Origin of the sequence: Knoellia pratensis, from assembly GCF_042666395.1 — a bacterium.
GTDB classification, from domain to species: Bacteria; Actinomycetota; Actinomycetes; order Actinomycetales; family Dermatophilaceae; genus Knoellia; species Knoellia pratensis.
The window spans coordinates 632,454-658,208 of the sequence record NZ_JBHTDJ010000001.1 but is presented as its reverse complement, the minus strand read 5'-3'; the positions used below and the strand labels follow the sequence as shown (position 1 = coordinate 658,208).

At 68.8% G+C, this 25,755-nt stretch carries 30 protein-coding genes; 9 read left to right on the top strand and 21 right to left on the bottom strand.

The features are described from left to right. Window positions 1-62: 62 nt before the first annotated feature. The 4 genes from ACFQRE_RS03015 to ACFQRE_RS03000 are packed head-to-tail and all read right to left on the bottom strand — an operon-like array spanning window position 63 to window position 3,755. On the bottom strand, window positions 63-950 hold the full coding sequence (locus tag ACFQRE_RS03015) for a 5-oxoprolinase subunit C family protein (protein WP_380118749.1): 888 nt from the start codon (window positions 948-950) through the stop codon (window positions 63-65). Beyond that, the gene (locus ACFQRE_RS03010; protein ID WP_380118747.1) at window positions 947-1,564 is read right to left on the bottom strand and encodes a 5-oxoprolinase subunit B family protein; all 618 of its coding nucleotides are present in this window, start codon (window positions 1,562-1,564) and stop codon (window positions 947-949) included. The genes ACFQRE_RS03015 and ACFQRE_RS03010 overlap by 4 nt, the downstream gene beginning before the upstream one ends. Then, complete coding sequence (locus ACFQRE_RS03005) at window positions 1,561-2,334, bottom strand: LamB/YcsF family protein (protein WP_380118745.1); 774 nt, start codon at window positions 2,332-2,334, stop codon at window positions 1,561-1,563. Before ACFQRE_RS03005 ends, ACFQRE_RS03010 begins: the two co-directional genes overlap by 4 nt. Next, on the bottom strand, window positions 2,331-3,755 hold the full coding sequence (locus ACFQRE_RS03000; protein WP_380118743.1) for an MFS transporter: 1,425 nt from the start codon (window positions 3,753-3,755) through the stop codon (window positions 2,331-2,333). Before ACFQRE_RS03000 ends, ACFQRE_RS03005 begins: the two co-directional genes overlap by 4 nt. Window positions 3,756-3,881: 126 nt before the next feature. Between ACFQRE_RS03000 and ACFQRE_RS02995 the strand changes: the two genes are divergently transcribed. After that, the gene (locus ACFQRE_RS02995; RefSeq protein WP_380118741.1) at window positions 3,882-4,580 is read left to right on the top strand and encodes a GntR family transcriptional regulator; all 699 of its coding nucleotides are present in this window, start codon (window positions 3,882-3,884) and stop codon (window positions 4,578-4,580) included. 93 nt (window positions 4,581-4,673) lie between these two features. On the opposite strand, the gene ACFQRE_RS02990 is transcribed toward ACFQRE_RS02995, so the two are convergent. Then, entirely contained in the window at window positions 4,674-5,333 is a 660-nt protein-coding gene (locus ACFQRE_RS02990; RefSeq protein ID WP_380118739.1) for an SRPBCC domain-containing protein, read from the bottom strand. A 2-nt stretch (window positions 5,334-5,335) separates the two neighbouring features. Then, the gene (locus ACFQRE_RS02985; RefSeq protein ID WP_380120391.1) at window positions 5,336-5,722 is read right to left on the bottom strand and encodes an ArsR/SmtB family transcription factor; all 387 of its coding nucleotides are present in this window, start codon (window positions 5,720-5,722) and stop codon (window positions 5,336-5,338) included. A 301-nt stretch (window positions 5,723-6,023) separates the two neighbouring features. Here ACFQRE_RS02985 and ACFQRE_RS02980 point away from each other — a divergent pair, with 301 nt between their 5' ends. Next, complete coding sequence (locus ACFQRE_RS02980; protein ID WP_009777120.1) at window positions 6,024-6,227, top strand: cold-shock protein; 204 nt, start codon at window positions 6,024-6,026, stop codon at window positions 6,225-6,227. 183 nt (window positions 6,228-6,410) lie between these two features. Here ACFQRE_RS02980 and ACFQRE_RS02975 read toward each other — a convergent pair whose 3' ends face one another. The 7 genes from ACFQRE_RS02975 to bioB all read right to left on the bottom strand — a co-directional run bounded on the left by ACFQRE_RS02975 (window position 6,411) and on the right by bioB (window position 12,885). Continuing rightward, window positions 6,411-7,130, bottom strand: a complete 720-nt coding sequence (locus tag ACFQRE_RS02975) for an FMN-dependent NADH-azoreductase (protein WP_380118737.1) — start codon at window positions 7,128-7,130, stop codon at window positions 6,411-6,413. 150 nt (window positions 7,131-7,280) lie between these two features. Continuing rightward, window positions 7,281-7,829: a glycine cleavage system protein R gene (locus tag ACFQRE_RS02970; protein WP_380118735.1), complete on the bottom strand. Its 549-nt coding sequence runs from the start codon at window positions 7,827-7,829 to the stop codon at window positions 7,281-7,283. Window positions 7,830-7,863: 34 nt separating this feature from the next. Next, window positions 7,864-8,484 (bottom strand): DUF1345 domain-containing protein, encoded by a 621-nt coding sequence (locus ACFQRE_RS02965; protein ID WP_380118733.1) that lies wholly within the window; start codon window positions 8,482-8,484, stop codon window positions 7,864-7,866. A 118-nt stretch (window positions 8,485-8,602) separates the two neighbouring features. Beyond that, on the bottom strand, window positions 8,603-9,319 hold the full coding sequence (gene bioD, locus ACFQRE_RS02960) for a dethiobiotin synthase (RefSeq protein ID WP_380118731.1): 717 nt from the start codon (window positions 9,317-9,319) through the stop codon (window positions 8,603-8,605). Then, complete coding sequence (locus ACFQRE_RS02955) at window positions 9,316-10,485, bottom strand: 8-amino-7-oxononanoate synthase (protein ID WP_380118729.1); 1,170 nt, start codon at window positions 10,483-10,485, stop codon at window positions 9,316-9,318. The genes bioD and ACFQRE_RS02955 overlap by 4 nt, the downstream gene beginning before the upstream one ends. After that, window positions 10,482-11,807: an adenosylmethionine--8-amino-7-oxononanoate transaminase gene (bioA, locus tag ACFQRE_RS02950; RefSeq protein WP_380118727.1), complete on the bottom strand. Its 1,326-nt coding sequence runs from the start codon at window positions 11,805-11,807 to the stop codon at window positions 10,482-10,484. The genes ACFQRE_RS02955 and bioA overlap by 4 nt, the downstream gene beginning before the upstream one ends. Then, window positions 11,800-12,885: a biotin synthase BioB gene (bioB, locus tag ACFQRE_RS02945; RefSeq protein WP_380118725.1), complete on the bottom strand. Its 1,086-nt coding sequence runs from the start codon at window positions 12,883-12,885 to the stop codon at window positions 11,800-11,802. Before bioB ends, bioA begins: the two co-directional genes overlap by 8 nt. Window positions 12,886-12,984: 99 nt before the next feature. Here bioB and ACFQRE_RS02940 point away from each other — a divergent pair, with 99 nt between their 5' ends. After that, entirely contained in the window at window positions 12,985-13,536 is a 552-nt protein-coding gene (locus ACFQRE_RS02940; protein ID WP_380118723.1) for a TetR/AcrR family transcriptional regulator, read from the top strand. A 28-nt stretch (window positions 13,537-13,564) separates the two neighbouring features. Here the strand turns inward: ACFQRE_RS02940 and ppsA are convergent, their stop codons facing one another. From ppsA to ACFQRE_RS02915, 5 genes are all read right to left on the bottom strand, one after another. After that, a complete protein-coding gene (ppsA, locus tag ACFQRE_RS02935) occupies window positions 13,565-15,982 on the bottom strand; it encodes a phosphoenolpyruvate synthase (RefSeq protein ID WP_380118721.1) in 2,418 nt (805 codons plus the stop codon). A 39-nt stretch (window positions 15,983-16,021) separates the two neighbouring features. After that, on the bottom strand, window positions 16,022-16,849 hold the full coding sequence (locus ACFQRE_RS02930; RefSeq protein WP_380118719.1) for a pyruvate, water dikinase regulatory protein: 828 nt from the start codon (window positions 16,847-16,849) through the stop codon (window positions 16,022-16,024). Beyond that, on the bottom strand, window positions 16,846-17,574 hold the full coding sequence (locus ACFQRE_RS02925; RefSeq protein ID WP_380118717.1) for a LutC/YkgG family protein: 729 nt from the start codon (window positions 17,572-17,574) through the stop codon (window positions 16,846-16,848). Before ACFQRE_RS02925 ends, ACFQRE_RS02930 begins: the two co-directional genes overlap by 4 nt. Further along, window positions 17,571-19,040 carry a LutB/LldF family L-lactate oxidation iron-sulfur protein gene (locus tag ACFQRE_RS02920; RefSeq protein ID WP_380118714.1) on the bottom strand — a complete coding sequence of 490 codons (1,470 nt, stop codon included), beginning with the start codon at window positions 19,038-19,040 and terminating at the stop codon, window positions 17,571-17,573. Before ACFQRE_RS02920 ends, ACFQRE_RS02925 begins: the two co-directional genes overlap by 4 nt. A 120-nt stretch (window positions 19,041-19,160) precedes the next feature. Then, on the bottom strand, window positions 19,161-19,931 hold the full coding sequence (locus ACFQRE_RS02915; protein ID WP_380118711.1) for a (Fe-S)-binding protein: 771 nt from the start codon (window positions 19,929-19,931) through the stop codon (window positions 19,161-19,163). Between the two features lie 88 nt (window positions 19,932-20,019). Between ACFQRE_RS02915 and ACFQRE_RS02910 the strand changes: the two genes are divergently transcribed. Next, the gene (locus tag ACFQRE_RS02910; protein WP_380118709.1) at window positions 20,020-20,802 is read left to right on the top strand and encodes a FadR/GntR family transcriptional regulator; all 783 of its coding nucleotides are present in this window, start codon (window positions 20,020-20,022) and stop codon (window positions 20,800-20,802) included. Here ACFQRE_RS02910 and ACFQRE_RS02905 read toward each other — a convergent pair. From ACFQRE_RS02905 to ACFQRE_RS02895, 3 genes are read right to left on the bottom strand one after another with little or no spacing between them, the layout of a single operon-like run. After that, the gene (locus ACFQRE_RS02905) at window positions 20,795-21,811 is read right to left on the bottom strand and encodes an NAD(P)-dependent alcohol dehydrogenase (RefSeq protein WP_380118706.1); all 1,017 of its coding nucleotides are present in this window, start codon (window positions 21,809-21,811) and stop codon (window positions 20,795-20,797) included. The two genes, ACFQRE_RS02910 and ACFQRE_RS02905, sit on opposite strands and share 8 nt — an antisense overlap. 44 nt (window positions 21,812-21,855) lie before the next feature. Further along, a complete protein-coding gene (locus tag ACFQRE_RS02900; protein WP_380118704.1) occupies window positions 21,856-22,371 on the bottom strand; it encodes a putative immunity protein in 516 nt (171 codons plus the stop codon). A 47-nt stretch (window positions 22,372-22,418) separates the two neighbouring features. Then, a complete protein-coding gene (locus ACFQRE_RS02895) occupies window positions 22,419-22,793 on the bottom strand; it encodes a hypothetical protein (RefSeq protein ID WP_380118702.1) in 375 nt (124 codons plus the stop codon). Window positions 22,794-23,074: 281 nt separating this feature from the next. On the opposite strand from ACFQRE_RS02895, the gene ACFQRE_RS02890 reads away from it, so the two are divergent. From ACFQRE_RS02890 to ACFQRE_RS02870, 5 genes are all read left to right on the top strand, one after another. Then, window positions 23,075-23,302: a type II toxin-antitoxin system Phd/YefM family antitoxin gene (locus ACFQRE_RS02890; RefSeq protein WP_380118699.1), complete on the top strand. Its 228-nt coding sequence runs from the start codon at window positions 23,075-23,077 to the stop codon at window positions 23,300-23,302. A gap of 7 nt (window positions 23,303-23,309) precedes the next feature. Further along, on the top strand, window positions 23,310-23,699 hold the full coding sequence (locus ACFQRE_RS02885; protein WP_380118697.1) for a type II toxin-antitoxin system VapC family toxin: 390 nt from the start codon (window positions 23,310-23,312) through the stop codon (window positions 23,697-23,699). Between the two features lie 85 nt (window positions 23,700-23,784). Next, on the top strand, window positions 23,785-24,606 hold the full coding sequence (locus tag ACFQRE_RS02880) for an SDR family NAD(P)-dependent oxidoreductase (protein WP_380118695.1): 822 nt from the start codon (window positions 23,785-23,787) through the stop codon (window positions 24,604-24,606). A 12-nt stretch (window positions 24,607-24,618) separates the two neighbouring features. Further along, the gene (locus ACFQRE_RS02875) at window positions 24,619-25,194 is read left to right on the top strand and encodes a GNAT family N-acetyltransferase (RefSeq protein WP_380118693.1); all 576 of its coding nucleotides are present in this window, start codon (window positions 24,619-24,621) and stop codon (window positions 25,192-25,194) included. 61 nt (window positions 25,195-25,255) lie between these two features. After that, window positions 25,256-25,744 carry a hypothetical protein gene (locus ACFQRE_RS02870; protein WP_380118691.1) on the top strand — a complete coding sequence of 163 codons (489 nt, stop codon included), beginning with the start codon at window positions 25,256-25,258 and terminating at the stop codon, window positions 25,742-25,744. Window positions 25,745-25,755 lie beyond the last annotated feature (11 nt).

Sequence of the window (25,755 nt, the reverse complement as noted above, 5' to 3'; positions counted from 1 at the left end):
CGTGGAGTGACCATCCACGGATCCCTTCAGGGGTCCACCGGCAGTGGGGCTCGCCCGGTGGCTCACCCGTGAAGTGGTCGCACCCTGTCCCGTCGGCCCAGCGAGCCGACCTCGAAGCGCACCGGTTGACCGGGGCGCAGCTGCGCGGCCATCGCGATGTCGTCCGGGTGCACCACGGCGATGACCGGGTAGCCACCCGTCACCGGGTGATCGGCCAGGAAGATCACCGGGTGACCGTCGGGAGGCACTTGGACCGCGCCCTCGACCATGCCCTCGGACGGGAGCTCATCGCCGCGCGACCGCTCCAGGGGAGGGCCGTCGAGGCGCACCCCGACGCGGTCCGACGAGGACGTCACGTCGTAGCGCGTGCGGCCGAGCGCCACCAACGCGCCGGGCGTGAACCAGTCGTCCCGAGGACCCGGAACCACCCGCAGCACCGGCTCGTCGGGCAGGCCGCGCACCGGGGCCACGTCGACCCCCGGCGCATCGCCGTTGGGTCGTCCGATGGCCAGCTGGTCGCCGTCACGCAGCCGGTGGGGACCGAGGTGCGACAGGAGGTCCGTGGACCGTGAACCCAGCACCGGATCGCAGTCGATGCCACCACGCATGGCGAGATAGGTGCGGACCCCGCGCGACGGCATACCGAGCTCGAGGATGTCACCAGCATTCAGCGCGAGCGGTGCGAACAGGTCTCGGCCTCGTCCGCCGACCATCGCTTCGCAGGGTGCGCCGGTCAGGGCCACAGTGACGGATTGCATTGCGCGCAGGGCGAGTCCGCCAAAGGTGAGCTCGAGAGCTGCTGTCCCTTCGGGGTTGCCGACAAGGCGATTTGCCAACCGCAGGCTCGGCCGGTCGACGGCGCCCGAACGACCCACGCCCAGGTGCGCATGCCCGGGTCGCCCGAGATCCTGGATGGTCGTGAGCGGTCCCGAGCGCAGTACCTCGATCATGAGCCGACCTCGGCGAACCGCACTCGCGTGCCCGGTGTGAGCAGTGCCGGTGCTTCGCGCTGGAGATCCCACAGGACCGCATCCGTGCGGCCGACGAGCTGCCATCCGCCGGGTCCTTCACGGGGGTAGATTCCGGTGAATTCGCCTGCCAGAGCGACGGATCCGGCCGGGACGCGGGTGCGGGGAGTTGTGCGCCGGGGGACGTGAAGGGCCGGGTCGCCGCCCGCGATGTAGGCGAACCCGGGCGCGAAGCCCGTGAAGGCGACGACGTAGTCCGCGGCTTGATGACGGCGAACGACGTCGTCGACGGGTATGCCGGTCAGCTCCGCCACGTCGGCAAGATCACCTCCGTCGTAGGTCATGGGAATGACGACCTCGGTCTGGCCCTCGGGCGCAACGGTCTCGCCCGCCCCAGTCCTGTTCACGACCGTCTCGAGCTCAGCCCGGGTCGTTGTGGAGTCGAAGGTGAGGAGCAAGGTGCGGGCCGCTGGCACAAGGTCGATGACCCCCGGCGGGCGAGTCGCGGCGAGGGCGCGGTGGAGGGACATGACGTCCTCGAGGGCGTCGCACTCGACGAGGAGGCCGTGGTGGCCTGCGGGCAGCATCCGCCTCATGACGGGGGTGAGGTGAACGGTTGGATGCCGACGCCTGCGGCCTCGAGCGCCTCCCGGACCGCGACAGTGATCGCGACGGCACCCTCGGTGTCACCGTGGACGCAGATCGACTGTGCTGCAACGGATACGGTCGATCCGTCGATGGCCACGACGGTACCCTCGGTCACGAGTCGGACGCAGCGGGCGGCGATGGTGGCGGGATCGTGCAGGACCGCACCTTCCTCGCGGCGCGAGACCAACAGGCCCTGTGCCGTGTAGGCCCGATCGGCGAACGCCTCGGCCACACCAGGCAGTCCCGCGCCCTTCGCGGCGACGAGCAGCTCGGAGCCGGCCAGTCCGACGAGCGGGAGCGAGCGGTCATACAGGGCAATGGCTTCCGCGACGGCAGCCGCCGTCACTGCGTTGCTCGCCGCGTCGTTGTACAGGGCACCATGGGGCTTGACGTAGGTGACCCGGCTGCCCTCGACCCGGGCGATGCCGTCAAGGGCCCCGATCTGATAGAGCAGCTCGTTGACGAGCTCGGCGGGGTCGACGTCCATGTGGCGTCGACCGAACCCGGCAAGGTCCCGGTACCCGACCTGGGCGCCGATGGAGACGCCCCGCTCAGCCGCCCGGGCGCAGACCCGACGCAGGATGCTCGGGTCACCGGCGTGGAAGCCGCAGGCCACGTTGGCGCTGGTGACGAGCTCGAGCATGGCCTCGTCGTCACCCAGGGTCCACCGACCGAAGCCCTCGCCGAGGTCGCTGTTGAGATCGATGACTGGGCTCATGCGTGCCTCGAAGCGTGCCGCCCCTTGGCCGCAGACCCGGTCGACCCGGTCGACCCGCCCGACTCAGCCGACTCGCCCGACTCGACCGGCTCACGTTGCTCAGGGGGGTCGTCGTTGAGGTCGGCCTTCGAGGTCTCCGGCGCGAGGAGGACGCACACGACGGTGATGGCGAGCATCCCGACGACGTAGGCGCAGACGGCCAGCGAGCTGTCATAGGTGTCGAGCAGCCAGGTCGAGATGATCGGCGCGAGCGCACCGCCCACGATGCCGGCGAGCTGGTAGCCCATCGAGGCGCCGGTGTAGCGCACCCGCGTCGGGAACATCTCGCTGATGAACGCCGCCTGCGGGCCATACATCGCGGCGTGGAAGAACAACGCGACGATCGCTGCCAGGATGATGAGCGCGAGGTTGCCGGTGTCAAGCAGCCTGAAGAAGACGAACACCCACACGGCTGCGGCAACCGCCCCGAAGAGATAGACGGGGCGTCGTCCATACAGATCGGACAGGTGCCCGAAGATCGGGATGAAGGCGACCTGGCACGCGGCCGCGATGAGCACCGCGTTGAGGGCGTAGCTCTTGGGCAGGTCGAGGTACGTCGTGACATAGGTCGTGATGAACAGGACGAACGTGTAGAACGCGACGTCCACTCCGACGCGGGCACCGATGGCGAGAGCGACCTGTTTGGGGTAGCGGCGGAAGACCTCGACGATGGGCATCCTGGCCTTGTCGCCGGAGTCCTCTGTCTCGGCGAAGAGGGGGCTCTCGGCGATCGTCAGGCGGATGACGAGACCGACGATGACGAGCAGACCACTGAGGAGGAACGGGATGCGCCAGCCCCACGAGAGGAACGCCGACTCCGACGTTGCCCCACCCATGAGCGACAGGATGCCGTTGGCGAGCAGCAGCCCGACGGGGACACCGACCTGTGGCCAGCTCGCGTTGAGCCCGCGTCGCTCGGGGTCGCCGCTCTCCAACGTCATGAGGACCGCGCCGCCCCACTCACCGCCGAGGCCGAGACCCTGCAGGAAGCGCAGGATGACGAGGAGTGCTGGCGCCCACGCGCCGATCGTCCCGTAGGTCGGCAGGAGGCCGATCGCGAACGTCGCCAGACCCATGAGCAACAGGGTCACGACGAGGACGTTCTTGCGGCCGAGCCGGTCGCCGTAGTGGCCGAAGATGATGCCGCCGAGCGGGCGGGAGATGAAGCCGACCGCGAACGTGGCGAACGCGAGGAGCGTGCCGACGAGCGGGTCGAAGTCGGGGAAGAACAGCTTGTTGAACACGAGCGCCGCGGCGGTGCCGTAGATGAAGAAGTCGTACCACTCCAGTGATGTGCCGACGAGGCTGGCCGCGATGACGCGACGGACCGACGACACCTTGGGAGCCGGTGATGGGCCAAGGTTCTCGAGCGTGTTGCTCACGGGGTGCTCCTGACGTCCGAGCGCCGACAGCGTTGTCGGCGGGTTCCGTCGAACGTACCGGATTGTTGAGCAATTCAACAAGAGGTTTGGGGGACGAACTTCGTCCGTCGTGGATATGCTCCGCGTATGCCGTCCGCCCCAGACCGCGCCCACCGCACCGATGCGGCCCTCGCCGCGCTGCCCGCGCTCCCCCGGCGCGCCAGCACGGCCGAGGCCGTTGCCGGTGTGCTGCGCGGCCAGATCTCCGAGGGCCGGATCCTCCCCGGGGCCCAGCTGCGCGAGGAACACCTCGCCGCCGCGCTCGAGGTCTCACGCAACACGGTGCGCGAGGCGTTCCGCCTCCTGGCTCACGAGCGGCTCGTCGAACACGCCCTGCACAGAGGGGTGTTCGTGCGCACGGTCGGACCGGACGGCATACGCGAGATGTATCGGACGCGACGGCTCGTCGAGCCGCTCGGCGTCCGGGGCATCACCGACCCGGACCGCGTGGCCGCCCTGCGCGAGGTCGTCAGGCGAGGCCAGTTCGCCGCAACCGCCGCCGACTGGGAAGGCGTCGGGACCGCCGACATCGACTTCCACCGCCTGCTGGTCGGGGCGAGCGACAGCGTCCATCTGTCCTCGATGTTCGAGGGACTGCTCGCCGAACTCCGTCTCGCGTTCCTCCGACTGCCCGATCGGCAGGCACTGCACGAGCCCTTCCTGGCGCGCAATGTCCGCCTGCTCGACCTCATCGAGGCCGGCAATCTCGACGCAGCCCTCGCCGAGCTCGACGACTACCTCACCGCCGCCGAGACCCAGCTCCTCGCCGCCGCCACCACGAACTGACTCCTCGACTTCGTGCCCCGCGCGGACACGATCGTCGGCCGAAGGCCTCCGTTTTCGTGTCCGTGCGGGGCACGAAGTCGCACGCTCAGGGGGTCAGGTGCCGGCGTAGAACCCGTAGGTCGCGTCGGCCGCCTGCGCCGCCACCGCCGCGTCCACACCCGACGCAGCGTGCGCCGAACCCCACGCATCAGCAGCGCCCCGATAGAACTGTCGGCCCTCGTCGGTCGCCGCCCAGGCCTGCGCCTCGCTCGGCGCCAGCGAACCCTCGACCGCGCCGAGGTGGAGTGAGAGCCCGAGCAGTCCGCCGTCCCAGCCGACCCCGGTCGCGCCGGGCCCGAAGGCCTCCCACATCTCGGCAGGCACCTCCGAGGCCTTGGCCACGTGCTCGAGGCGGAGCGTGGTGCCCCCACTCTGAGCCGTGAGGCGAACCGCCAGCCAGGTGACACCCCCACCGAACTCCCACGTCACGAAAACCCGTGCCGATCCGGCAGCGGCATCGGCAGGTGGCTCGCACTCGAGCACCTCGCCGCCGGCCTGACCCTCGAACTGGTAGCGGCCACCCACGCGCAAGTCACCGGACACCGGCAGGAACCAGCGCTGGATCCGCTCAGGGCTCGTCATCGCGTCCCACACGTCGTCGATCGGGGAGGGATAGGACTGCTCGAGCGACTGGACATGGAACTTCTCGCCGTCGACTTCGTCAATCCGGAGCTCGCGGGTGACGGCGCCGATCTGGGACAGGACATCGACCATGGTCAGGTCTCCTTCTTCGTGTTCTTGGGGGATGTCGTGGTTGGCCTGGTGGGAGTGGTCGCGATCCGACGTGTGCGACGACCGCGGGCGAGCTCGGTGTCGAGGGCCGCCAGCCCGGGGAGCCAGAAGCGCTCGAAAGCCGACAACCACTCACGTGCCTCGCTCGGCCCACGGGCGTCAACGGCATACAGACGCCTTGTTCCTTCGGGTCGAACGGTCGCAAAACCGTTGTCTCGCAACACTTTCAGGTGCTGCGACACGGCGGGCTGACTGATGCCGAACTCGTCGCCGATCGTGGCGCCGACGGTGCCGGCGCTCGCCTCACCCTCGGCGAGCAGCTCGAGGATGCGCCGGCGGACCGGGTCCCCGAGGACGTCCAGAGCGTGCATCCGTCCATGTTTGCGTCCGAACTTATATAAGTCAAGGGCAATGTATGCCGCCGGCTCACGCCCGCTCACGGGCGCTGTCGTCCATGGGTCGACCCAAACTCGTCTCAACCAACCGTGCGCTCAATAGGCCACGGGGCACGAAGACTGCTACGGTCATCACTGTTGCCTTTCCAGTCCACGTACGCGTGGCCGACACGACCGAGTAGTTGCGCGAAGGTTCGCGTGGCCCCTACGGGTGTGAGCATCGGCAGCATGAGTGCTCCACACGGGAGTACTCGCACTACAGAAAAGGCAACACCAAGTGGCAACCGGCACCGTGAAGTGGTTCAACAGCGAAAAGGGCTTCGGCTTCATCGAGCAGGACGGCGGCGGCGCTGACGTCTTCGTTCACTACTCGGCCATCGAGAGCGGCGGCTACCGCGAGCTCCAGGAAGGCCAGAAGGTCGAGTTCGACGTCACGCAGGGCCCCAAGGGCCCGCAGGCTGAGAAGGTCAAGGGCATCTGACCCTTCACCACCTTCGAGACATCTGATCTCAAACGAAGGCCCCCTGACCCTTGTGGTCGGGGGGCCTTCGTCGTGCCCTCCCGCGCCGCCCTCGCCGCGCACGTGGGTCTGCACCTCAGGCACGTCGGGGACAGGCACCTCCGCCGGATGCTCCAGGGGCGAAGCTGCTCAGGCGGTGTCGGGTCAGACGACCGCCGCGCTGTGACCGTGATCGGCCGGTTCGACGTCGGACCCGCCAGCTGCCCGCGACAGACGCTCCTCCGTGAGGTCGGCCCACCCGGGATCCGCCGCGAGCGCGGTGGCTCGCTCGATGGCGCTTCGACTCGCGATCTCACGCAGGTCCGGAGTGATGTCCATGGGCTGGGCGTTGATGAAGTCGACGTCGGTGATGCCGATGAAGCCGAAGATCGCCCTGAGATAGGGCTCCTGGAAGTCATAGGCGTGGAACGGGGTCCCCGGCGAGTAGTCGCCGCCGCGAGACGTCACGCAGACCATCTTCTTGCCGTGCACCAGCGGCACGGGGCGACCCATCTCGTCGTAGCGGAAGACATACCCCGGCTGCACGATGCAGTCGATGTAGTACTTGAGGACGTAGGGGATGGTGAAGTTCCACATCGGTGACGTGACGAGGTAGGCGTCGGCCGAGAGGAACTGCGCGATGGCGCGCTCGATGTGGGACCACGACTCCGCATGGTCACGATCGATGGGCTGGCCCAGCATGAGGGTGTACTTCGCCTCGATGTTGAGACCGGCCACGGCCGGAAGGTCGTGGTGATAGAGGTCGACCGTCTCGACCTCCACGTCAGCATGCGCTGCCGCGAGCCCGTCCAGGAACGACTGGGAAATCTTCATCGTGTTCGACATCTCGCCACGAGGCGAGGCCATCAGGTGCAACAGCTTCATGGTCGCTCCGCATCAACGTGGTGCGCAGCCCGCAGGCGTCGGGATGGCGTCGTGTCGCGCACGCTGATTGAAGGTATACCCGGCAGCGCAGCCCCGTCACCAGTCCCGAAGAGTCATTGTCATCGAGTCAGATCGCATGGTCCGTCGGGATCAGTTCGCCGTGTCCGGCGAGACGGCGACGTCGACCATGATCTCGGTCGCGAGTTCCTCGAGGTCTGTCTGGAGGGCGGCGAGATCCGCACCGGCCGGGACGGTGACGAGCGCCGTGGCTTCGAAGAGGCGCCCGCCGGCCATGGGCGCGTCACGGGTCGAGCTCTGCAGCTCGGCGACGCTGAGGTCGTGCTTCGCGAGGACGCCCGACACGGCACCGACGATGCCGGGGCGGTCGTTGCCGAGAAGGTCGATGCGCAACTCCCGCCGCGCCTCCCCCGCCTCCCGCAGCTCGGCGTCGGCACCGCCCGCGGCGGTGTCGTGGACCGCAACGGCGAGCAGACCATCGAGGGGCGCAAGGGCCGCGCGCAGGGCATCGGCGCGATCCTCGGGGACGGTCACCGTGACGATGCCGGCGAACTTGCCCGCGAGCTCACTGAGGTGGCTGCGCTCCCAGTTGCCGCCACCACCCTCGATGACGTCGGCCAGGGCCTTGACGAGTCCGGCGCGGTCATCGCCGATGACGGTGAGAACGAGAGTGGTGGTCACCTCCTGATCGTAGCCAGCCCGTCCAGGGGCGAGGTCAGGACGTGAAGCCGGCGACGAGGTTGACCGTCGTCGCGATGACGACCGTTCCGTAGAGGTAGGACAGCATCGTGTGGGCGAGGATCACCTTGCGCAGCGAACGAGTGCGGACGTCGGTGTCCGAGACCTGATAGGTCATGCCGAGGTTGAAGGAGAAGTAGGCGAAGTCCGACAGCGCGGGGTCCTCGTCGTCGTTGAAGTCGATCGGCGGCTTGTCCGTTGCGTAGTAGATGCGGGCGTAGCGCACGGTGTACATCGCCTGCACGCACAACCACCCGACCGCCACGGTCGCGAGGCCCGCGACGGCGGCGGCCACCTTGGCGTCCCCGTCGGACCGGCTCCCGACGAGCAGGACACCGACGCCGAGCAGGCTCGCGAGTCCGATGACGACGACGATGACATCGGTCAGTCGACGCTCACCGTCGCCACCCTCCATCCGCGAGCGCGTCTGCGGCGGGTCCTCGGTGAGGATCGTCCAGCCGAGAGGCCCGACGAACGCGGTACCGCTCAGGGCGTAGCAGACGAGCGCACGGATCATCGCGTCACTGCCGTCACCCAGCGGGAGCACCAGCCCGAGGGGCACGCCGACGAGTACGGCGATGAGAAGGCGTGTCGTCATCCGGTCCACGGCGCAGACGCTACTCGCGGTGGTCCGGTTCGCAGGCTCCGGGCGGACAGCTACGACCAGGTATGCCGTGGTGCACCACGGCATACCTGGTCTCGTGTGTCCTACGCCGTCAGGTTCCCTGCCGGTGCCGACCCAGCCCGGGCAGCCAGCTCGTGGCCGCTGCCCGGAACTGCTCTGGAGTCAGCCCCGGGGCTCCGGCCGGAATGGCGCCCAGCAGGCCCTCGGACAAGCCCGTCAGATGGTCACGGTTGCTGGTCTCGATCCGGGTGGGGTGTTCGGGCCAGGACCCGATGCAATTACCGAGCAGGCGAATGCGCCTGTGCGACAGGGCTACTCGGGTCAACATCGTGTGGTTGAGCGTGCCGAGTGCGCCCCTCGCAACGATGACGACACCGACGTCCGGGAGGGCGTCCGCGAGATCGGCGAGGGTCTCGCCCTCGTCCGTGAGCTCGACCAGCAGTCCCCCTGCCCCCTCGACCAGCACGTGGTCGTGCGTCTGCGCGAGACGGGTGATCGTCGCCTTGTGCTCAGCCATGGTGGGCAGGGTCGCCCCCTCGAGGGTCGCCGCCGGTCGGGGCGCCATCGGCTCCCGGAGCCGGCACCCTTCAACGCTGGCAATGCCCGACAGGCGCCGGACCTCGGCCATGTCTCCGGCCTCCCCTGGTGCCACGCCCGTCTGGACCGGCTTGTATGCCGCCACGCTGAGTCCCGCATGCGCCACCACTGCCGCCACTGCCGCTGTGGTGACGGTCTTGCCGACCTCGGTGTCGGTGCCGGTGATGACGACGATGCCGGGGAGGCCGGTCGCCTCGCGCCCTGGCGTCACGGTGCAGCCCGCCCGTGGCGGTCTGCCGTGGTCGCGATCCGGTGGGCGGCCGCGGCCACCGCGTCGGGCGTGAGGTCGGCGCGCGCGGTGACCCGCAGGCGCGAGACGCCGTCGGGCACGCTGGGCGGTCGGAAGCAGCCGACGAGGACGCCCTGCTCCCGCAGGTCGAGGCACGCGGCGACGGCCGCCTGCGGTGAGGCCATCGGGATGGACTGCACCGCGCCGGCGGCCGGCGTGATGCCGCAGATGGCAACAATGGCCTCGGCGTTGTCCCGGACGCGCGCCGAGAGTTCCGGCGCGGATGCCACGATCCGCGCGGCTTCGGCCGCCGCGCCGGCGGCAGCGGGTGCAAGGCCGGTGTCGAAGATGAAGCTCCGCGCTGTGTTGACCAGGTGCTCGCGGATCGCACGTGACGCCAGCACCGCTCCGCCCTGTGCCCCAAGGGATTTCGAGAGCGTCGCGGTCACCACGAGGTTGCGCGCGTCGGCCAGGCCAACCTCGGCGACCAGCCCACGCCCCTCGCCTGCCACCCCGATGCCGTGGGCCTCGTCGACGACGAGCAGGGCGTCGTGAGTGGTGCAGGTTTCGAGGAGGGCCTGCAGCGGTGCGGCGTCGCCGAGCACCGAATAGATCGACTCGACAGCGACGACGACCCGACTGCCCGCTCGTGCCGCCAGCTGCACGGCCAGGTCGTCGACGTCGTTGTGGCGGAATGTGGCGTACGGGACCCGGGACATGCGGGCCGCGTCGTGCAGCGATGCGTGGGCGTGCTCGTCGAGGAGGATCGCGGCCCCGCGCCCACTCAGCGCGGTCAGGACGCCGAGGTTGGCGGCATACCCGGTGGAGAAGGCGAGCGCACTCGGCCAGCCCGCGAGCGCGGCAAGGGCGGTTTCGAGCTCGTGGTGGATCGACAGGGTGCCCGTGACGAGGCGTGACGCCGTGGCGGAGCAACCGTGACGGTCGACTGCTGCGTGGGTGGCCGCGACGACCCGAGGGTCCCGCGACAGGCCCAGGTAGTCGTTGGAGGCGAGGTCGAGTGTCGTCCCATCGCCCGTGTCGCGCAGGACAGGGTCGGTGCGCACCGTGCCGCGCTCCTCGCGCAACTGGGCCCGCTCGTGCAACCAGTCGTCCCAGACGCTCGATTCGACAGAGCCGACGCCGCTCATCCGTGGACCTCGGCGACCGCGCCGACGATTGCGGCGCCGATCGTCGCGACGTCAGAGTCGGAGGAGACGTAGGGCGGCATCGTGTAGACGAGGTCGCGGAAGGGCCGCACCCAGACGCCGCGTTCGAGGGCCGCCCGGGTGACCGCGCCGACGTCGACCGGCCGATCGAGCTGCACGACGCCCACGGCGCCCAGCGTGCGAACATCCTTGACGGACACCAGGTTTCGGGCAGGATCCAACGCCCTGGCGAGCCCGCCCTCCACTCGTGAGACGTCGCCCTGCCAGCCGACGGCGAGCAGGTCCAGGGATGCCCCCGCCACGGCACAGGCGAGTGGGTTGGCCATGAACGTGGGGCCGTGCAGCAGCGCCCGGAACTCGGAGCGCGTGATCGTCTCCCCCACCTCTGCGGTCGCGAGGACCGCGGCGAGGCTCAGGTAGCCGCCCGTCAGCGCCTTGCCGACGCACATGACGTCGGGTGCGATACCCGCCCAGTCGCAACCGAACAGCTGGCCCGTGCGACCGAACCCGGTCGCGATCTCGTCGGCGATGAGAAGCAGGCCGTGCGCGTCCGCGACGGAGCGCATCACCCGGAGGCACTCGGGGTCGTAGACGTGCATGCCGCCTGCCCCCTGGAGTACCGGCTCGACGATGATCGCCGCGAGCTCGTCAGTGTGTGCAGAGGCCACCGCTCGGAACTCCGCGGCCCAGGACTCGACGGCCGGGTCAGCGAGGCCAGCGTGCGACGCGCTCGGGTGGCGACTCGCGGAGGGTGGGCGTGGAGCGAAGAGGTGCTGAGCGAGCACGCCCGGGAAGGCCGAGTGCATGCCGTCGACGGGGTCGCAGACGCTCATCGCCGCAAACGTGTCGCCGTGGTAGCCACCACGCACGGTGAGGAACCGCTGCCTCCCGGGTCGGCCCTTCGCAGCTTGGTACTGCAGGGCCAACTTGAGCGCGACCTCCACCGAGACCGATCCGGAGTCGGCGAAGAAGACGTGCGCCATCGGGCCCGGCGCCATCGCCGTCAGCCGCTCCGCCAACGAGACGGCTGGCTCGTGCGTCAGGCCGCCGAACATCACGTGGCTGAAGGCGTCGATCTGCGCATGGGCTGCGGCATCGAGGGCGGGGTGGCGGTAGCCGTGGATCGCACACCACCACGACGCCATGGCATCGATGGCGTCGAGGCTCTCTCCCTGCGCCGAGCGCAAGCCGAGCCTCACCCCGGAAGCCGACTCAACGGCATACGCCATCGGTCCGTCCAAAGGACCGTAGGGGTGCCACACGAGTCCACGGTCGCGGCCTGCCAGCGTGGTGCCGTCAGGCATTGGGGGGCGCGTCGGTGCCCGCGCCGCGCCGACGGATCGCGATGTCGTGCGTTGCGCCAGCGCCCGCACCCACCAGCTCGGGCGACTGCTCCTCGGATCCCAGGACGACGAAGCCGTTGTCACGGATCAGCTCGAGGTCCGCCTCCGCGGCCTGCCCCTCGGACGTGAGGTAGTCGCCGAGGAAGATCGAGTTGGCGACGTGGAGGGCCAACCCCTGAAGCGAGCGCAGGTGCATCTCTCGACCTCCGGCGATGCGGACCTCCTTGTCCGGGCAGACGAAGCGCGCCAATGCCAGGACCACGAGGCAACGCTGCGGAGTGAGCTCCCACCTGCCCTCGAAGAGGGTCCCGTCGAACGGCATGAGGAAGTTGATCGGGATGGAGTCGGACTCGAGCGCCCTGAGTGCGAAGAGCGCCTCCACGAGCTGCTCGTCGGACTCGCCGAGCCCAACAATCAGGCCTGAGCACGGCGACAGCCCAGCGGTCTTGGCCTTGGTCACGGTGTCGACCCGGTCGGCGTAGGTGTGAGTCGTGACGATGTCGTCGTGGTGCGACTCGGCCGTGTTGAGGTTGTGGTTGTAGGCGTCGACGCCGGCCTCGCGAAGCCGCTCGGCCTGACCGTCCCTGAGAAGGCCGAGGCAGGCGCAGACCTCGACCTGCGGGTGCTCCTCCTTGACGGCGCTCACCATGCCGACGACCCGCTCGATGTCGCGGTCGGTCGGTCCGCGGCCACTGCTCACCATGCAGACGCGGGTGGCGCCGCCCCTGATCCCGGCCGCCGTCTGCTCCACGGCCTCGTCGGCCTGCAACCACGTGTACTTGAGGATGTCGGCCGTCGAGCCCAGCCGCTGGGAGCAGTAGCCGCAGTCCTCGGGGCACAGACCCGACTTGAGGTTGACGAGGTAGTTGACCCTGACCGTGTTGCCGAAGTGCTCGCGGCGCAAGCGGCTCGCGGCGCCGACGACGGCCAGCAGCTCATCGTCGGGTGCCCTCAGCACGGCCAGGGCGTCGGCCTCGGTCGCCGGCGTTCCAGCGAGGATCCGGTCAGCGAGGTGGTCGAAAGTGGTCGGCCCAGACATAGGTGTCGCTCCTTGCGCGCGTCATTGAACGGTGTTCAAGTAGGGCACAGTATGCCGAGGTGACGTGGCGTCATGTCAATGCGGACCAGGAGGCGATGGGTGGCACTCTCACGCGAGCAGATCGTCGTGACCGCCCTGGACCTCCTGCGCCGCTACGGCCTGGCCGACCTCTCGATGCGGCGACTTGCGCGCGAGCTCGACGTCCAACCGGGGGCGCTGTACTGGCACCTCGCGAGCAAACAGGAGCTGCTCGTCGAGGTCGCCGACACCCTGGTGTCACAGGTCCCGCTGCCGGCGCCCGACCTGCCGCCCGCAGAGGCACTGACCGCCCTGCTGAGATCCGTGCGGGCCACCGTCGCCGCGGTCCCCGACGGGTCCGAGGTCGTCTCCATGGCGTATGCCGCTGCGCCCAGTTCCGTGGTTCCCATCAGGGAGGTGACCCGCCTGCTGGGCCTCGCCGGTGTGGCCACCGAGTCGCTTTCCGCGGTCACCGATCTCGTCGTCGCCCACGTGCTCGGTTCGGTCGCGCTGGAGCAGACCGATGAGCAGCTACGGGCCGCCGATCCGGCACACGTGGGACCTGCTCCGAAAGACCGGATCGCGTCCTTCGAAGCAGGTCTGGGCGTCATCCTCCGCGGCATCGCGAAGTAGCCGGAGCCCAACTCCTCCGGAGGTCGCCTCAGCCCGCGTGCTTGGCCAGGCGCAGCCAGGTGTCGACGACCGTGTCCGGGTTGAGCGACATGGACTCGATGCCCTGGTCGAGAAGCCAGTCGGCGAGGTCGGGGTGGTCCGAGGGGCCCTGCCCGCAGATCCCGATGTACTTGCCCCGCGCCTTGCACGCCTCGATCGCCATGCTCAGCATCTTCTTCACCGCAGGGTCGCGCTCGTCGAAGCTTCCGGCCACGAGGGACGAGTCGCGGTCGAGGCCGAGCGTGAGCTGGGTGAGGTCGTTGGACCCGATCGAGAACCCGTCGAAGTGGTCGAGGAACGCATCCGCCAGAACGGCATTGGACGGAACCTCGCACATCATGACGACCTGCAGGTCGTTCTCGCCGCGCACGAGGCCGTGCTGGCCGAGCAGGTCGATGACACCCTCGGCCTCGGCGATGGTCCGGACGAACGGGATCATCACCTTGACGTTGGTCAGGCCCATGTCATCCCGCACCAGCTTCAACGCCTCCGCCTCCATGGCGAAGCACTCCGCGAAGTCGGCGGACAGGTAGCGCGCCGCCCCGCGGTACCCGATCATCGGGTTCTCCTCGTGAGGTTCGTAGCGAGCGCCACCGAGCAGGCCGGCATACTCGTTCGACTTGAAGTCACTCATCCGGACGATGACCGGTTCCGGCGCGAAGGCTGCCGCAAGCATCGAGATGCCCTCTGCGACGCGCTTGACGAAGAAGTCGCGAGGCGAGGCGTATGCCGCGATGAGACTCTCGATCTCGGCCTTGAGTTCGGGTTCCTGGTCGTCGAGCTCGAGGAGCGCGCGAGGGTGGATCCCGATCTGACGGTTGATGATGAACTCAAGGCGGGCGAGCCCAATTCCCCTGTGTGGCAGGCGAGAGAACTCGAAAGCCTGCTCAGGAGTGCCGACGTTCATCATGATCTTGACGGGCACGTCGGGCATGTCGTCGAGCTCGGTCTCGGTGACCGAGAACTCGCGCAGCCCGTCGTAGACGAAGCCGGTGTCACCCTCGGCGCACGACACGGTGACCTCGCGTCCGTCGGCGAGCTCGCGGGTCGCGTTGCCGGTGCCGACGACGGCCGGGATGCCGAGCTCGCGGGCGATGATCGCGGCGTGACAGGTGCGTCCGCCGCGGTTGGTGACGATCGCGCTGGCGCGCTTCATGACCGGCTCCCAGTCGGGGTCCGTCATGTCGGCGACGAGGACCTCGCCGGCCTGGAAGTCGTGCATGGCCTCGGGGGTGGCAAGGACGCGCACCGCTCCAGCGCCGATCTTCTGCCCGATCGCGCGACCCTCGACAACCACGTCGCCGCCACCCTCGTCCATGCGGAAGCGCCGGAGGGTCGAGCCGGACTGGCGCGACTTCACCGTCTCGGGACGCGCCTGGAGGATGTAGATGCCGCCGTCGACGCCGTCCTTGCCCCACTCGATGTCCATCGGGCGGCCGTAGTGCTCCTCGATCTTGAGGGCGTGTTCGGCGAGCTCGGTGACTTCGGCGTCGGTGAGGCTGAGTCGGGCGCTGTCGGCCGGGTCGACGTCCACGAAGTCGATCGAGCGGCCGACCTCGGCGTCGTCGGTGTAGACCATCTTGGTCGCCTTGCTGCCGACGCCGCGTTTGAGGATCGCCGGGCGGCCGGCACGCAGCGCGGGCTTGTAGACGTAGAACTCGTCCGGGTTCACGGCGCCCTGGACGACCGCCTCGCCGAGGCCGTAGCTGCTCGTGATGAACACCGCATCGGAGAAGCCGGACTCGGTGTCGATCGTGAACATGACGCCGGACGCACCGATGTCGGAGCGCACCATGCGCTGGATGCCGGCCGAGAGCGCGACCGACTCGTGGTCGAAGTTGCTGTGCACGCGGTAGGAGATCGCGCGGTCGTTGTAGAGCGAGGCGAAGACCCTCTTGATCGCCAGCAGGATGTTGTCGATGCCGCGCACGTTGAGGAAGGTCTCCTGCTGCCCGGCGAAGCTCGCGTCGGGCAGGTCCTCTGCTGTCGCGCTCGAGCGCACGGCCCAGCTCACCTCGTCGCCCGTGTCGCCGACAAGCTTGGTGTATGCCGTCCGGATCTCGTTCTCGAGGTCGGACGGGAAGGGCTGCTCCTCGACCGCGTGGCGAATGTCGGCGCCGGCCGCGGCGAGCGCCCGCGTGTCCTCGACGTCGAGCTCATCGAGGATGCCGTTGATGCGGTCGGCGAGACCCTCGTGGGAGAGGAAGCGGCGGTAGGCATCGGCGGTCGTTGCGAAGCCGTCGGGCACGCGGACCCCGGCCTTGGACAGGTGCTGGACCATCTCGCCGAGGGAGGCGTTCTTGCCACCGACGTGCTCGACATCGCCGAGGCCGAGCTCGGCGAACCACGCAATGTTCGCGCTGGGTGAACCCGACGAACCGGCGGGCCCCTGTGTGGTGGCGGTCATGATGGTCCCTTTCGTCGGTGCGGCAGTAGCAGTTCAGCGTCAGCCGAGGTCAGGCAGCCGGCTGCTCTGCATGATCACGGCTGCCATCTCCTCGACGGACATCTTGGCGGAGTTGATCGAGGGGATGCGATGCGCTCTGTACATCGTCTCGGCCCGCCGCAGCTCAAAGCTGCACTGGGCGAGCGTGGCATAGGTCGAACCGGGTCTGCGTTCGTTTCTCACCTGACTGAGGCGAACCGGTGTGGAGAGCAGACCAAAACACTTGTCGGCGAGCTGGGCGATCGGTCGGGGCAGGGCTTCGGTCTCGAAGTCCTCGGGCACCAGGGGATAGTTCGCGACCTTGAGCCCGTGTTGGAGGGCGAGGTACATCGACGTGGGCGTCTTCCCGCACCGCGACGGGGCGACGAGAATGAGGTCGGACTGCTCGAGGTTGCGCAGGCTGGCACCGTCGTCGTGCTCCATCGCGAACTCGATGGCCTTCATCCGCAGGTCGTAGCGGCCGGTGTCACCGACCCCGTGCAGGGCCATCGTGTTGTGGGTGGCGTTGACGTGGAGCACCCGCTCAACGGTGTCGAGGTGTGACCCGAAGAGGTCGATGAAGGCGGCCTTGGTCTCCTGCAGCTCCTGCCGGATCGCAGCGTCGGTCACGGTGGAGAACACGAGCGGTGTCACCGTCTCGGTCATCGCGCCGTCGATCTGCGCCAGCACGGACCGAGCGTGCTCGATCGTCGTGATGAAGGGAATCTTGCGCCGGGTGAAGGTCAGCCCGGGGAACTGCGCCAGCATGAGGTTGCCCAGGGTCTCGGCCGAGATGCCCGTGCCTCCCGCGACGAAGAAGACGGGCGTGGTCTCCGGGGCCGTGGTCATACCGGTTCCTTTGCAACGATTTCGGTTGCGACGATGATGACCACGAGGTTGCGCGGGCCATGGACACCTTCGACGCGTTGCAGCTCGATGTCGCTCGTGGCGCTGGGACCGCTGATCCACGTGAGCGCCCGTTGCTGACCTGTCGCAGTGCGCAGTCGCGCCACCGCTTCGGGCACGTCGTGGACCACGTGGGCGTCGCGGATGACGCACACGTGGGTGTCGGGGACCAGCGTCAGCGCGCGGCGACCCTGGTCGGGTCCGTGGTCGAGGACGATCGTGCCCGTCGTGGCGATGCCGACCGCCGATCCCGTCACCACGGCGTCGACCGAGTCGAGGACCAGGGTCGTCGACCCTGACTCGGCGACCACGTCGAAGGCCTCTCGAACGGCCTGCTGCCACTCGTCGTCGAGCCCGGTGGGCAGGACCACGGAGGAGGCGTCGACGGCGCGCAGGGCGCCCACGATGGCGGCGCCCACCTCTGCCTCGGGGACGCGCAGGACGGTGGCCCGATAGTCGGCAACGTTCTCCGCCAGCAGGTCCAGCGTCTCCCCACGGGGAAGCGACTTCGTGCCCCGCACGGACACGTGCGGACGCGCTCCGCGCGGATCGTCGTGTCCGTGCGGGGCACGAAGTCGGGGTTCGGTCGTGATGTCGGCCGTCGCCGAGCGGACGTTGGCGAGGATCTCGGCGCGCGCACTCGTCGTGGGGTTCGTGGCCAGACTCATGACTCGTCCCCCTCGCGTCCATCGTGCTCGCGGACCCACCACTGGCGGAAGGTCTCCTTGGGTGGCGTCGGCACGTCGCGTGCGTCGGTCCAGGCGCCCAGGCCCGGGACGGAGCGGACCGTGCGCTTGCCGATGAGTCTGCCAGCGGTCGTCGCACCCTTCTGGGCGACGGCCAACCGCTTGGGGTCGGACAGCACCCAGGCGGCCGCCTTCATCGCGGCGGACTCGGCGCGGTGCCCGCCTTGCTGGGCGACGGTGCCACGCAGCTCGACGAGCAGCTCGGGGATGTTGATCCGCACGGGGCAGGCATCGAAGCAGGCGCCACACAGGCTCGAGGCATAGGGCAGGGACTGGTCGACCTCACTCGCCGTCCCCCGCAGCTGCGGGTTGAGCACGGCACCGATCGGCCCCGGATAGACGGAGCCATAGGCGTGACCACCCGTGCGCTCATAGACGGGGCAGACATTGAGGCAGGCCGAGCATCGGATGCATCGAAGCGCCTGTCTCCCCAGGGAATCCGCGAGCACGTGACTGCGCCCGTTGTCGAGGAGGATGACGTGCACCTCCTGTGGCCCGTCACCCTCGTGCACCCCGGACCACATGGTCGTGTAGGGATTCATCCGCTCCCCCGTGCTCGAGCGCGGAAGCAGCTGGAGCATGGGTGCGAGGTCGTCCCACGTCGGCAGGACCTTCTCGATCCCGACCACGGAGATGAGGGTCTCGGGCAGGGTCAGGCACATGCGGCCGTTGCCCTCGGACTCGACGACGACGAGTGTCCCGGTGTCCGCGATGGCGAAGTTGGCACCCGACACCGCAACCTTCGCGCGCAGGAACTTCTCGCGCAGGTGCAGACGTGCCGCCTCGGCCAACCGGGCCGGATCGTCGGTGAGGTCCTCGGGTGCGGGGCGCCCGAACGTGGCCATCTCGCGCAGGAACACGTCGCGGATCTCGGTGCGGTTGCGGTGGATCGCCGGCACGAGGATGTGGCTCGGCCGGTCACCGAACAGCTGGACGATGAGCTCGGCGAGGTCGGTCTCCCAGGCGCTGATCCCGGCAGCCCCCAGGGCCTCGTTGAGCTCGATCTCCTGGGTCGCCATGGACTTGACCTTGACGACCTCGTCGACCTCCTTGGACCGCGCGATGTCGATGACGATCTGATTCGCCTCGTCGGCATCCCTGGCCCAGTGGACGATCGCACCGTTGGCGGTCAACGACGCCTCGACCTGCTCCAGGTAGTCACCCAGGTGGTGCAGCGCCTCGTCCTTGGCCGCGGCCCCGGCGACCCGCAGGGCCTCCCACTCGGGCACCTCGGCGACGACTGCCGCGCGCTTCTCCCGGATCGTGTGGGTGGCGTTGCGCAGGTTCGTCCGCTGCTGGGTGTTGGCCAGCGCCTCCCGAGCAGCCGTCGGGAACTTCGGCATCCCGACGAAGGCCGGCGACGTCTTCTGGACCGGTGGGGTGCTCATGCGGGGTCCCCGCGAAGTATCTGGAGGAGCGCAGCGGGGGAAGAACTTCGTGGGGTGCTCATGCGGGGTCCCCGCGAAGTATCTGGAGGAGCGCAGCGGGGGAAGAACTTCGTGGGGTGCTCATGCCGGGTTCTCCTTGGTCGAGGCCAGGATCTCTGCAAGATGCAGGCGGCGTATGCCGGACCGTTGCCTTCCGAGGATCCCACCGATGTGCGCCAGGCAGGAGTTGTCGCCGGCGACGAGGACGTCGGCTCCGGTCTCGGTGACGTGGGCTGCCTTGTCGGTGCCCATGGCGACGGATACGTCGGCGTTCTTCATCGCGAAGGTCCCGCCGAAACCGCAGCACTCCTCGGCACCGGGGAGCTCGACGAGGTCGATGTCCTCGACGGCTCGCAGGAGCTGGAGTGGGCGGTCACCCACGCGCAGCATTCGCAGTGAGTGGCAGGTCGGGTGATAGGTGACGCGGTGCGGGAAATATGCGCGCACGTCGGTCACCCCGAGCACGTCGACGAGGAACTCCGACAGCTCGTGGACCTTGGGCGAGACCCGCTCGACCTCGGAGGCCAGGCCCGGGTCGCCCGCGAGGTGGGCAATCATCGGGTGCTGGTCCCGGACCGACCCGACGCACGACCCCGACGGAGCGACGACGGCGTCGTAGTCCCCGAACACGTCGACGAAGCGAGCGACGAGCGGAACGGCCTCACCGGCATACCCCGTGTTCGTCAGCATCTGACCGCAACAGGTCTGCCCCATCGGGAACTCGACCGTGACGCCGAGCCGCTCCAGGAGTCGCACGGTGGCCTTCGGGGTCTCGGGCCACATCGTGTCGTTGAAGCACGTCGCGAAGAGGGCAACCCTGAGGTCCGAGGTCCCAGGCTGCGTTGCCGTCATGGCAACATCCAAGCAAAGGCAATGGTCTGACCATTGATCATTGCTCGAAACTAGGGCGTGCCGCAGAGCCGCGTCAAGAGGTCTGACCATGAGATTCACCGACGTCCTGCCGGCTGGCATGCTTCACGCCATGGCCAGCACCCGCGACGTTGCGAGCCCTCGAGGACCCCGGGCCTTCGAGGTCGTCCTCGCCTGGGTCGACACCCAGATCCTCGAAGGACGCCTCCACGTCGGCGACCGACTGCCGGCCGAGCGCGAGCTCGCGGCATCGCTCGAGGTGAGCCGCGCCGCCGTGCGTGAGGCGGTCCGAACCCTGCAGGCGCAGGGTGTCGTGCACTCCTCGGTCGGGGCCGGTGCTGCCGGGGGCACGGTCATCACCTCGGTCCCCTCGCGCGCCCTGAGTCGGCTGTTGCGCCTCCATGTCGCGCTGGCGAACTTTCCTCTGCCGGACGTCATCGAGGTCCGGGTCTCCCTCGAGCGGTTGAGTGCCAGGCTGGCCGCCGCCCACGCGTCCGCAGAAGACCTGGCGACCCTTCGCGGACTCCTCGACGACATGGCCGCCCCGGGAATCGACCGAGCCGAGTTCAACGAGCGCGACACCGAGTTCCACGTGGCGCTCGCAGCGGCCGCCGGCAACCGCCTCGCGACCGACCTCACCGCTGCGATCCGCGAGTCGATGCGCCTGCCGATCCTTGACCGCTTCCGCGACCTCACGTCCTGGGACGACGTCGCGCCACGACTGCGCCACGACCACGAGGAGATCCACGCCGCGGTGGTGCGCGGCGACGCCGACGCTGCCGCCCGCCTGACCGAGGCGCACATCAGGTCGGCGTGGAGAGCGATCGCCCCTGACGGGGACCAGCTCAGCTGACCGTCGTGAGGACGACCCGACCGCGAGCGCGACCCGAGGCCAAGTGGTCGAGGGCCGCCGACGCTTCCTCGAGGGGGAAGGTGCTGTCGACGACCGCGCGGACGTGTCCGGCGTCGGCGAGTTCCTTGAGGGCGCGGAGGTACTCGAGCTTGGGGCGGCTGCGGAAGCTGGGCCGGGGGATCTGAGGGTTGAAGCGGGCCCTGGCCATGAGGGCGAAGACCTTGGGGATGCTGCCGAGCACAGCCCGCCCCTCACGGCCGTACTGGTCGTGGCCCACGATGACGTAGGTGCCGTCGAGGGCCAGCACGCGACGGATCTGCGCGAAGGTGTGGTTGCCCGGGATGTCGAGGATGACGTCGTAGGACGCGTCGCCGAGCGTGAAGTCCTCGCTCGTGTAGTCGATGACGTGGTCGGCACCTGCGTCGCGAAGCAGGTCCTGCTTGTCGGGTCCGTCCACGGCGGTCACGATGGCGCCGTCGGCTTTCGCGATCTGCACGCACAGCAACCCCACGCCTCCCGCTGCCCCGTTGACCAGGACGCGATCCCCGGCGGCGACCTTGCCGTTCTCGCGTGCGGTCTGCAGCGCGATGATCCCGGCAGTCGGGAGGGTGCAGGCCTGCTCGAACGAGAGACTGGTCGGCATCGGCAGCAGCCGGTCCTGGCGGACGGCCACGAACTCCGCCCAGGTCCCGCCGTTGATCCACTGGATCACGGGCAGGGATTCGCCAAAGACGTTGTCGCCCAGCGCAATCGATGTCACATTGGCGCCGACGGCCGTCACCGTGCCCGCGAAGTCCGAGCCGGGTATCCGCTGCTTGGGGGTGCGGACACCGGACCCCATGAGCCGCAGGACGGCTGGCCGCCCGGTGATGACGTGCCACACGTCCGGGTGCACGGAGGCGGCGTGGACCTGCACGAGCACCTCGTCGGGCCCGGGCACCGGCACGGGCAGGTCCACGCAGCGCAGGTCGGAGGTCGGCCCGTAGTGGTCCTGCACGACTGCTCTCACGGTGACGACGCTAGCCCTGGCCGCGCCCAGCCGTGGGTGATCGGTCAGACGTCGAAGACGGACCAGCAGATGTCGTTGCGCCGACGCTGGTCCTCGAGGACGAGGTCGCGGATCGCATCGGGGAGCTGATCCCGCTGCCAGCCGCATTCGCGTCGCATCGCCTCCTTCCTCCCGTCAGGCGGAGCCGCCTCGCCCACCGCCTTGATCGCGTATGCCGCGGCGCCCAGGTCGTGCTCGGGAACGTGAGCGACGCAGGCGGCCTGCCCGGCGGCATACGCCGCGAAACGTGCCGCACCACGCAACGGTCGCGCGGCACCCATGGCGTGGCCACCGGAGGCTCGCGCCACCATCATCGGGACCTCGCCGCGCACCCAGTCGCGCGCGTGCTCGATGGCCTGACGCGGTCGGTCGTCGCCGGGTTGCTCCGACTCGAAGAGGTCGAGGACATGCTCGGCGCACGAGGCGGCCCACAGTGCGAGGAGGTGGTGGTCGGCGTTCGTGAGGCTCCCGCCACGCCGGATCGTGACGAGTCGGGGATCCCTGACCTTCGGCAGAATCACGTCTGAGCTCCTTGAGGTCGAGAGGACAGCGCCATTGTCCGTCCAGGTCAGTACCAGTCGGGCATTCCCGGCACGAGGGTGTGCTCGATGATCTCGTTGTCGCGGGCTTGGATCAGGAAGAGTTTGCGAGTGTCTCCGCGCTCGGCCGCAATGGTTCCGTTGATGGCGTGGTCGAAGGTGAAGGCAGCGAAGTCGGCCCTCCCGTCAGTGCGTGCGTGGGCGCCCGGCCGCAAAAAGTGATCGATGAGGTAGGTCAGCTCCAGAGTTGCCGTGTTGGACTTCTCGATCTCCTGCCACGTCAGGCAGCAACCATCGGGGCAGGGCTGCCAGTCGCACCGCCACAGACCACTCGAGGTGAAAGTCGATCTCGCGCGGGACTTCAGGTGCTCGACGAGGGGCGGGGCACCCGGATTCATCGGCACGGCACGCCGGCTACACGTCCGTGTTCATCACCGTCGTCTGCCGGCAGGGGCGGACCATCGATTCGCGCGACGAGTGGCTCCTGCCTGCGTGACTGGCGGTACTCGAACCATTCCCGCGACGGCTTCGACTCCGACGTCTCCATGGTGACTCCGCACGGATGGGCCGGGGTGATGGACCGTCGAGCGGGCCATGAGCCCCCACATCGGTGGCGAGGAGCGCCACCTTCGTGCGGTCTGAAGCGAGGTTGACCAAGGCGGCTGACCAACTTACTCTTGAGGGCATGCGGACGGTCAAAGTGCTCGAGGCCAAGACCCACCTGTCCGATCTCCTGCGCGAGGTCGAAGCCGGGGAGGACGTCGTGATCGCGCGCGGCAACGTGCCTGTGGCTCGACTCGTCGCGATCTCGACCGAGCCGCGCCAACTCGGCTTCGTGCCCTGGACTGTCCCCGATTCCTTCTTCGACGATTTGACCGAGGCCGAACTCGGCGCCTGGGACGACTCGGAATGACCTCGACATGAAAGTCCTGCTCGACACCCATGCCCTCCTGTGGGCCCTCACAAACCCGGCACGACTCGGCGGCGCTTCACGGGAGGCCCTCTCGGATCGCGCGACGGACGTCTGGGTCTCAGCTGCGTCTGCCTGGGAGATCGCGACCAAGCAGCGCCTCGGCAAACTGCCCGGGGTCGAGGCCATCACAGCTGGTTGGTCGCATCACCTACGAGACCTCGGAGCGCGGGAACTGCCCATCTCATCCGAGCACGCCCTGTTATCCGGACAATTGAACTGGGATCACCGTGATCGCTTCGACCGGATGCTGGCAGCGCAGAGCCTGGTCGAGTCCATGACCCTGGTCAGCCGTGACCCCCAGTTCGGCAGAGCACCGGGCGTCGCCATCCTCTGGTGAACCGTGTGAAACAGTCGGAACCTCCGGCTCGAACCACGACCATTCAGAGGTCCCGGCCCACTCCAACCACACCACGAGGTAGCTCATGACTGAGCAGCAGACCATCGTCATCACCGGAGCGAGCGACGGCATCGGTGCCGCTGCCGCTGGCCAGCTGCAGGCTCTGGGACACCAGGTCGTCCTGGTCGGGCGTTCGCCGGAGAAGACCGCGGCCGTGGCCTCGCAGCTCAACGCCCCGTCGCACGTGGCCGACTTCGCCGACCTCGACCAGGTCCGCACGCTCGCCGAGGAGCTGCTGACCGCCTATCCGCGCATCGACGTGCTCGCCAACAATGCGGGCGGGCTCTTTGGTCAGGAGAGCACGAAGGACGGGTTCGACAAGACCTTCCAGGTCAACCACCTCGCCCCCTTCCTGCTCACCCACCTCCTCATGGACCGCCTCGTCGAGTCCGACGCGACGGTCATCCAGACCTCCAGCGCCGCGCACCGCCTCTTCGGCAACATCGACCTCGAGGACCTCGACAACGCCCGCAGCTGGAGCGCCAACAAGGCCTACGGCGACGGCAAGCTCGCCAACGTGCTGTTCACCGTCGAGCTGCACCGACGCTTCCACGACCAAGGCGTCAACGCCGTGGCCTTCCACCCGGGCGTCATCCGCACGAACTTCGCCAACGACACGCCCAGCCTGATGCGATTCGTCTATCGCACCCCCCTGGCGCGGCTGCTGACCGGCGTCGAGTCGGGCGGCGGGCGACTCACGTGGCTCGCGGCCGGCATCCCGGGTGAGACGTGGGAGTCGGGTCGCTACTACGAGAACAACAAACCCGGCAAGATCAACCCCCAGGTCAAGGACGCCGCGCTGGCGCAGGGCCTGTGGGAGCGCAGCGAAGCGCTCCTCGGCCTCTGACTCGGACCCACAGTGGACGAGTACACGACGCGGTTGCTGACCCCCGAGACGTGGGACGACTTCGCTGCCCTCGTCGAGGCGAACAACGGTGTGTGGGGCGGTTGTTGGTGCATGGGCTTCCACCCCGAAGGCTTCGGCGACAGCCCGAGTGTCAGCGGCAACCGCGCCGCCAAGCAGGCTCACGTCCGCGCCGGCACCGTGCATCAGATGCTCGTGTATGCCGGTGAGCAGTGCGTGGGCTGGTGCCAGTTCGGGAGCCCGGTGGAACTGCCCAACATCAAGAACAAGAAGGTCTATGAGAAGGACGCGACGGACCTGCCGGACTGGCGGATCGGGTGCATCTTCACCGGCAGCAAGCACCGGGGTCACGGTGTTGCGCGGGCGGCGGTCACGGCGGTGCTGGACGAGATCCGGGCGGGCGGCGGTGGCGTGGTCGAGGCCTATCCCGAGCAGGTCGAGGAGCGTGGGCCGCAGCGCGGAGCCTTCTTCCACACCGGGCCGGAGAGTCTTTTCGAGGAGTTCGGCTTCGAGCGAGACCGCAAGATCGCGAAGTGGCGCTGGGTCATGCGCCTCACCCTCACGCCCTGACTCGGGCCAGGGATCCGGGTGGATGTGCGCTTCACCTGCACGTTTGGCACACTCGCTCCTCGTGTGTGACCGTGACGGGGACCAGCAGCTGCCGGGCGGCAGTCTGCTTCGCGATCACGCGCAGGGGTTCGCCGCGCACGAGCACGGCGGCTCGAGCGTGCCCATCGACGACCTCCTGGCGGCCCTGGACATTCCTCGGGCAGACCTCGCGGCGTTCGAAGCCACTCGCAACCTGTGGGCCGGGGAGCCGATGGCACCCGACCCCCACGCGAGCCTGGACCACCTCGTCACCGTGCTCGCCTCGCTCCCCGCAGAGCTGATCGTTCACGACGCGATCGGGTGGGTCTGCGCCACCTGGTCCACGATCCCCGAATCCGGCACCGAGACGACGACCGACATCATCGCGCGCTACGGGGCCGCCCCGGGCGCCTGGGTCTTCCATGCCGCCGGGATCCCTCCCGAAGACGTCGAGCACGTGAATCCGGAAGCGGTGGAGGTCATCGCGGTCCTCGCCGTCGCGCGCGGCGCCATCCTCCCCCCGCGACGCTGAGTCTGCACCGC

Bases quoted from the DNA above. Each gene is read 5' to 3' on its own strand.
- ACFQRE_RS03015 (WP_380118749.1), bottom strand. From the start codon at position 950: ATGATCGAGGTACTGCGCTCGGGACCGCTCACGACCATCCAGGATCTC.
- ACFQRE_RS03010 (WP_380118747.1), bottom strand. From the start codon at position 1,564: ATGAGGCGGATGCTGCCCGCAGGCCACCACGGCCTCCTCGTCGAGTGC.
- ACFQRE_RS03005 (WP_380118745.1), bottom strand. From the start codon at position 2,334: ATGAGCCCAGTCATCGATCTCAACAGCGACCTCGGCGAGGGCTTCGGT.
- ACFQRE_RS02995 (WP_380118741.1), top strand. From the start codon at position 3,882: ATGCCGTCCGCCCCAGACCGCGCCCACCGCACCGATGCGGCCCTCGCC.
- ACFQRE_RS02990 (WP_380118739.1), bottom strand. From the start codon at position 5,333: ATGGTCGATGTCCTGTCCCAGATCGGCGCCGTCACCCGCGAGCTCCGG.
- ACFQRE_RS02985 (WP_380120391.1), bottom strand. From the start codon at position 5,722: ATGCACGCTCTGGACGTCCTCGGGGACCCGGTCCGCCGGCGCATCCTC.
- ACFQRE_RS02975 (WP_380118737.1), bottom strand. From the start codon at position 7,130: ATGAAGCTGTTGCACCTGATGGCCTCGCCTCGTGGCGAGATGTCGAAC.
- ACFQRE_RS02965 (WP_380118733.1), bottom strand. From the start codon at position 8,484: ATGACGACACGCCTTCTCATCGCCGTACTCGTCGGCGTGCCCCTCGGG.
- ACFQRE_RS02955 (WP_380118729.1), bottom strand. From the start codon at position 10,485: ATGAGCGGCGTCGGCTCTGTCGAATCGAGCGTCTGGGACGACTGGTTG.
- bioA (WP_380118727.1), bottom strand. From the start codon at position 11,807: ATGCCTGACGGCACCACGCTGGCAGGCCGCGACCGTGGACTCGTGTGG.
- bioB (WP_380118725.1), bottom strand. From the start codon at position 12,885: ATGTCTGGGCCGACCACTTTCGACCACCTCGCTGACCGGATCCTCGCT.
- ppsA (WP_380118721.1), bottom strand. From the start codon at position 15,982: ATGACCGCCACCACACAGGGGCCCGCCGGTTCGTCGGGTTCACCCAGC.
- ACFQRE_RS02930 (WP_380118719.1), bottom strand. From the start codon at position 16,849: ATGACCACGGCCCCGGAGACCACGCCCGTCTTCTTCGTCGCGGGAGGC.
- ACFQRE_RS02925 (WP_380118717.1), bottom strand. From the start codon at position 17,574: ATGAGTCTGGCCACGAACCCCACGACGAGTGCGCGCGCCGAGATCCTC.
- ACFQRE_RS02920 (WP_380118714.1), bottom strand. From the start codon at position 19,040: ATGAGCACCCCACCGGTCCAGAAGACGTCGCCGGCCTTCGTCGGGATG.
- ACFQRE_RS02915 (WP_380118711.1), bottom strand. From the start codon at position 19,931: ATGACGGCAACGCAGCCTGGGACCTCGGACCTCAGGGTTGCCCTCTTC.
- ACFQRE_RS02910 (WP_380118709.1), top strand. From the start codon at position 20,020: ATGAGATTCACCGACGTCCTGCCGGCTGGCATGCTTCACGCCATGGCC.
- ACFQRE_RS02890 (WP_380118699.1), top strand. From the start codon at position 23,075: ATGCGGACGGTCAAAGTGCTCGAGGCCAAGACCCACCTGTCCGATCTC.
- ACFQRE_RS02885 (WP_380118697.1), top strand. From the start codon at position 23,310: ATGAAAGTCCTGCTCGACACCCATGCCCTCCTGTGGGCCCTCACAAAC.
- ACFQRE_RS02880 (WP_380118695.1), top strand. From the start codon at position 23,785: ATGACTGAGCAGCAGACCATCGTCATCACCGGAGCGAGCGACGGCATC.